This is a genomic window from Pseudomonas sp. CGJS7 (assembly GCF_036961695.1).
Genome location: NZ_JBAMDI010000261.1, coordinates 1 through 4,210, shown reverse-complemented (window position 1 = coordinate 4,210; position 4,210 = coordinate 1). Strand labels below are relative to the sequence as shown.

At 64.6% G+C, this 4,210-nt stretch carries 5 protein-coding genes; 3 read left to right on the top strand and 2 right to left on the bottom strand.

All coding sequences use genetic code 11. The features are described 5' to 3' along the window. Positions 1-165 precede the first annotated feature (165 nt). Positions 166-486, top strand: coding sequence for an ATP-dependent Clp protease adapter ClpS (gene clpS, locus V7787_RS52325; protein WP_336095382.1), 321 nt, complete (start codon positions 166-168; stop codon positions 484-486). Positions 487-576: 90 nt separating this feature from the next. After that, complete coding sequence (clpA, locus tag V7787_RS52320; RefSeq protein ID WP_336095381.1) at positions 577-2,856, top strand: ATP-dependent Clp protease ATP-binding subunit ClpA; 2,280 nt, start codon at positions 577-579, stop codon at positions 2,854-2,856. A 225-nt stretch (positions 2,857-3,081) separates the two neighbouring features. Here clpA and V7787_RS52315 read toward each other — a convergent pair whose 3' ends face one another. Next, on the bottom strand, positions 3,082-3,423 hold the full coding sequence (locus V7787_RS52315) for a hypothetical protein (RefSeq protein ID WP_336095380.1): 342 nt from the start codon (positions 3,421-3,423) through the stop codon (positions 3,082-3,084). A 95-nt stretch (positions 3,424-3,518) separates the two neighbouring features. Next, positions 3,519-3,782 (bottom strand): hypothetical protein, encoded by a 264-nt coding sequence (locus V7787_RS52310; RefSeq protein ID WP_336095379.1) that lies wholly within the window; start codon positions 3,780-3,782, stop codon positions 3,519-3,521. Between the two features lie 121 nt (positions 3,783-3,903). Here V7787_RS52310 and V7787_RS52305 point away from each other — a divergent pair, with 121 nt between their 5' ends. Further along, positions 3,904-4,113, top strand: a complete 210-nt coding sequence (locus tag V7787_RS52305) for a hypothetical protein (protein ID WP_336095378.1) — start codon at positions 3,904-3,906, stop codon at positions 4,111-4,113. Positions 4,114-4,210 lie beyond the last annotated feature (97 nt).

Sequence of the window (4,210 nt, the reverse complement as noted above, 5' to 3'; positions counted from 1 at the left end):
CCTTGAATTCGACAGCATCGGCGCAATCTGGACCGACGGCTCCGCACAAGATGGCGGCGCTGCGGCATTTTGCAATGCGGCCGTGCATGCGTCCATGTCGCGCCGCGATCCTCTCCACGGCCCCGCGCTCCACGCCCATGTGGGGCAGACGTCTATAATCCGGACATGGCAAAACAGACCGAACACGAACACAGTCACGGCGTGCTGGTGGAAACCGGCAAGCCCGAAGTCGCCCGTCCACCGCTGTATTCCGTACTGCTGCTTAACGACGACTACACCCCGATGGACTTCGTGATCGAGGTGTTGATGCGCTTTTTCCCGATGAACGTCGAAAAAGCCACCCAGATCATGCTCCATGTCCATACCCGCGGCCGCGGCGTATGCGGCGTCTTCACGCGCGAAGTCGCCGAATCCAAAGTCGCGCAGGTGAACGAATTTTCAAGACTGCATCAGCACCCCTTGCTGTGCACGATGGAAAAGGCCTAAAAGGGAGCTGAGTACCGCCACGGGGGCGGGGCATGGAAAAGCCGGCGAGCGCCCCCACGTAGCGTGCATACGTCCTGGAGGCTCCGCCCCATGTTCAGCAAGGATCTGGAATACAGCATCGGCCAGTGCTACAAGCGCGCCCGCGAGGCGCGCCATGAGTACATGACGGTCGAACATCTGCTGCTCGCACTACTCGACAACCCCTCCGCCGAGGCCGTGCTCAAGGCCACCGGCGCCGACTTCGCGCGATTGCGCAGCGACCTGGAACAGGCCATCGCGACCTCGGTCCAGGTGCTGCCCGACGATGTCGATCGCGACACCCAACCCACTCTTGGTTTCCAGCGCGTGTTGCAGCGCGCGGTCTATCACGTCCAGTCCTCGGGCAAGAAGGAAGTCACCGGCGCCAACGTGCTGGTGGCGATCTTCGGCGAGAAGGACTCGCACGCGGTCTACTTCCTCAATCAGCAGGACGTGGCCCGCCTCGACGTGGTCAATTACCTCTCCCACGGCATCGTCAAGCACAGCGAAGACGGCCAGGGCCACCACGAGGAAGAAGCCAAGCCGCAGGAAGGCCCGGACGTGGACGGCAAGTCGTCCGACGCCCTGGCCGAGTTCGCCAGCAACCTCAATCAACTCGCCCGCGAAGGCAAGATCGACCCCCTGGTCGGCCGCGGCGACGAGGTCGAGCGCACCATCCAGGTGCTGTGCCGCCGGCGCAAGAACAACCCGCTGTACGTCGGCGAGGCCGGCGTGGGCAAGACCGCCATCGCCGAAGGCTTGGCCAAGCGCATCGTCGACGGCGAGGTGCCCGAGGTGCTGCGCAACGCGACCATCTTCGCCCTCGACCTGGGCGCGCTGGTCGCCGGCACCAAGTACCGCGGCGATTTCGAAAAGCGCCTGAAGGCGGTGCTGGCCCAGCTGAAGAAGCAGCCCGAGGCGATCTTGTTCGTCGATGAGATCCACACCATCATCGGCGCCGGTTCGGCCAGCGGCGGCACCATGGACGCCAGCAACCTGATCAAGCCGGCCTTGTCTTCGGGCGAGCTGCGCTGCATCGGTTCGACCACCTTCCAGGAATACCGCGGCATCTTCGAGAAGGACCGCGCGCTGGCGCGGCGCTTCCAGAAGATCGACATCGTCGAGCCGACCGTGGGCGAGACCTACGAGATCCTGCAGGGCCTCAAGCCCAAGTACGAATCGCACCACGGCGTGACCTATGCCGATGAGGCGCTGCAGGCTGCGGTCGATCTGTCGGTCAAGCACATCGGCGACCGGCTGCTGCCGGACAAGGCCATCGACGTGATCGACGAAGCCGGCGCCCGTCAGCGGCTGCTGCCCGAGTCGGCGCGCAAGTCGGTGATCGACATCGAGGAAGTCGAGATGATCGTGGCCAAGATGGCGCGCATCCCGACCAAGCAGGTCTCGGCCAGCGACAAGGACGTGCTGCGCAATCTTGAGCGCAACCTCAAGATGGTGATCTTCGGCCAGGATCCGGCGATCGAGACGCTGTCCTCGGCGATCAAGCTCTCGCGCTCGGGCCTGGGCAATCCGGACAAGCCGATCGGCAACTTCCTGTTCGCCGGCCCGACCGGCGTGGGCAAGACCGAGGTGACCAAGCAGCTGGCGCTGCAACTGGGCATCGAGCTGGTCCGCTTCGACATGTCCGAGTACATGGAGCCGCATTCGGTCAGCCGTTTGATCGGCGCGCCTCCGGGCTACGTCGGTTTCGACCAGGGCGGCCTGCTCACCGAGAAGATCGTCAAGACCCCGCATTGCGTGCTGCTGCTGGACGAAGTCGAGAAGGCGCATCCGGACATCTTCAACATCCTGTTGCAGGTGATGGACCGCGGCATGCTGACCGACACCAACGGTCGCGAGGCCAACTTCAAGAACGTGATCCTGGTGATGACCACCAATGCCGGCGCGGCGCAGGCCTCGCGGCGCTCGATCGGTTTCACCAAGCAGGACCATTCCACCGACGCGATGGAAGTCATCCGCAAGGGCTTCAGCCCGGAATTCCGCAACCGCCTCGACGCGGTGGTGCAGTTCCAGGCGCTGGGGTTCGACCACATCCTGCGGGTGGTGGACAAGTTCCTGATCGAGCTGGAAAGCCAGCTGCACGAGAAGAACGTGACCCTGACGGCCACGCCGACCGCGCGCGACTGGTTGGCCCAGCACGGTTTCGATCCGTTGATGGGCGCGCGTCCGATGGCGCGGGTGATCCAGGATCAGATCAAGCGTCCGCTCGCCGACGAACTGCTGTTCGGCAAGCTGGTGGGCGGCGGCCGGGTCACCATCGACGTCAAGGACGATCAGTTGGTGGTCGACGCTCAGGCCGAGCCGGAGCGGTTGTTGCCGGCGACGGTCTGATCGGTCAGCGCGAGCGCACAAGAAAAAGGCGGCCATCCGGCCGCCTTTTTCGTTTCATCGATGGAGCGTGGCAAACCGACTGTAGGAGCGGCGTCCCGCAGGGATTTCCTTCGGTCACGAGCCGCGACCGCGAATCCACAACTGCGGCGAAACCTGCGACGTTGGTGCGAATTCGTGGTCGCGGCTCGCGCCGCTCCTACAGGGGCTTCGGATGCTAGCGGCGTATCAGCGGCCGCCGTGTTTGCGGTAAGCGGCTTCGTCGATCTTCTCCACTTCGGTCACTTCGCAGTTGTCGCGGTTGGTGATCACGCGCGTGCCGGTCGGGCAGAGCCGGCCTTTCTGCTTTTCGGTGGAGATGCGGAATTGCTGGGTAAAGCCCAGGTCCGAGCAGGTCTTGACGCTGACGCGATAGAAGCTGTCGGCGTCCTTGATCAATACGCCCTTGTCGCCCAGGCGCGAAATCTTCGGTTTGCTCAGATCCACGCAAGCGTCGAGCGGGTCGGCGGACGCGGAAGTGGCGGCGAGAGCGAGCAGGGTGGCCAACGCAATCCTTGTGGGCAACAACATGGTGACATCCTCAGTGGGGGGGCAGTTCTGACTTGCGATGCAATCTATCGGTTCGCGTTCGCGCGCAAATCTGAAGGAAGTCCAGGTGACCTTTGTCATGGCATGACCTTCGGCATAACCGCGTCGCGCGATGCGATGAAGCGGCGCGATTCGTTGTCGACGCGGCGCCAAACGCGCAGCGCGTCGAAGCGGCTGATCGGACAAGTGCCGATACGTTCGCGGCGGGCAGTGCGCGTGGCGCAAGACGAATCGGCGCGCTCGATTCCGATTGCGGCAGTACGCCGCGAAAATCGCCGCGCGGCGGTGCTAGCGTCGTCTCGCCGCGTCGCGCGTTCGGCAATCTGGTGCGGTGGCCGCATCGCTGCTGCCGCATCGGTCGTTCGTACGCATCGCCGGCATTCGCCACCGCGTCCGCATTCGTGGACGCGGCCACCCCGGCCGGGCCTGTTCCCGCGCCGATCCAAGGAAAAGGAACTGTCGATGAAAATGCGCAAACTCACCCTGGCCGCCGCGGCCGTGTTCGTGTTCGCCGCCTCCACCGTCGCGCTGGCCCGGCCGCCGCTGGGTTCGTGCCAGGAATGCCGGATCGCCTACAACGTGTGCATGTACGAAAGCCACGGCCAGCACGACGGCGAATGCGAAGCCGAGTTCAGCCGCTGCCTGATCGGCGCGGGTTGCCCGTTGGAGTGAGGTCGGTCCAATGACGGCGTCGGGTCGGTTGCGGCCGACCCGGCGGTCGGCCGCGGCGAATTGGGTGGGCGGTCACGCGGCGCCGCACCCAACCGCC

Bases quoted from the DNA above. Each gene is read 5' to 3' on its own strand.
- clpS (WP_336095382.1), top strand. From the start codon at position 166: ATGGCAAAACAGACCGAACACGAACACAGTCACGGCGTGCTGGTGGAA.
- clpA (WP_336095381.1), top strand. From the start codon at position 577: ATGTTCAGCAAGGATCTGGAATACAGCATCGGCCAGTGCTACAAGCGC.
- V7787_RS52315 (WP_336095380.1), bottom strand. From the start codon at position 3,423: ATGTTGTTGCCCACAAGGATTGCGTTGGCCACCCTGCTCGCTCTCGCC.
- V7787_RS52310 (WP_336095379.1), bottom strand. From the start codon at position 3,782: ATGCGGCCACCGCACCAGATTGCCGAACGCGCGACGCGGCGAGACGAC.
- V7787_RS52305 (WP_336095378.1), top strand. From the start codon at position 3,904: ATGAAAATGCGCAAACTCACCCTGGCCGCCGCGGCCGTGTTCGTGTTC.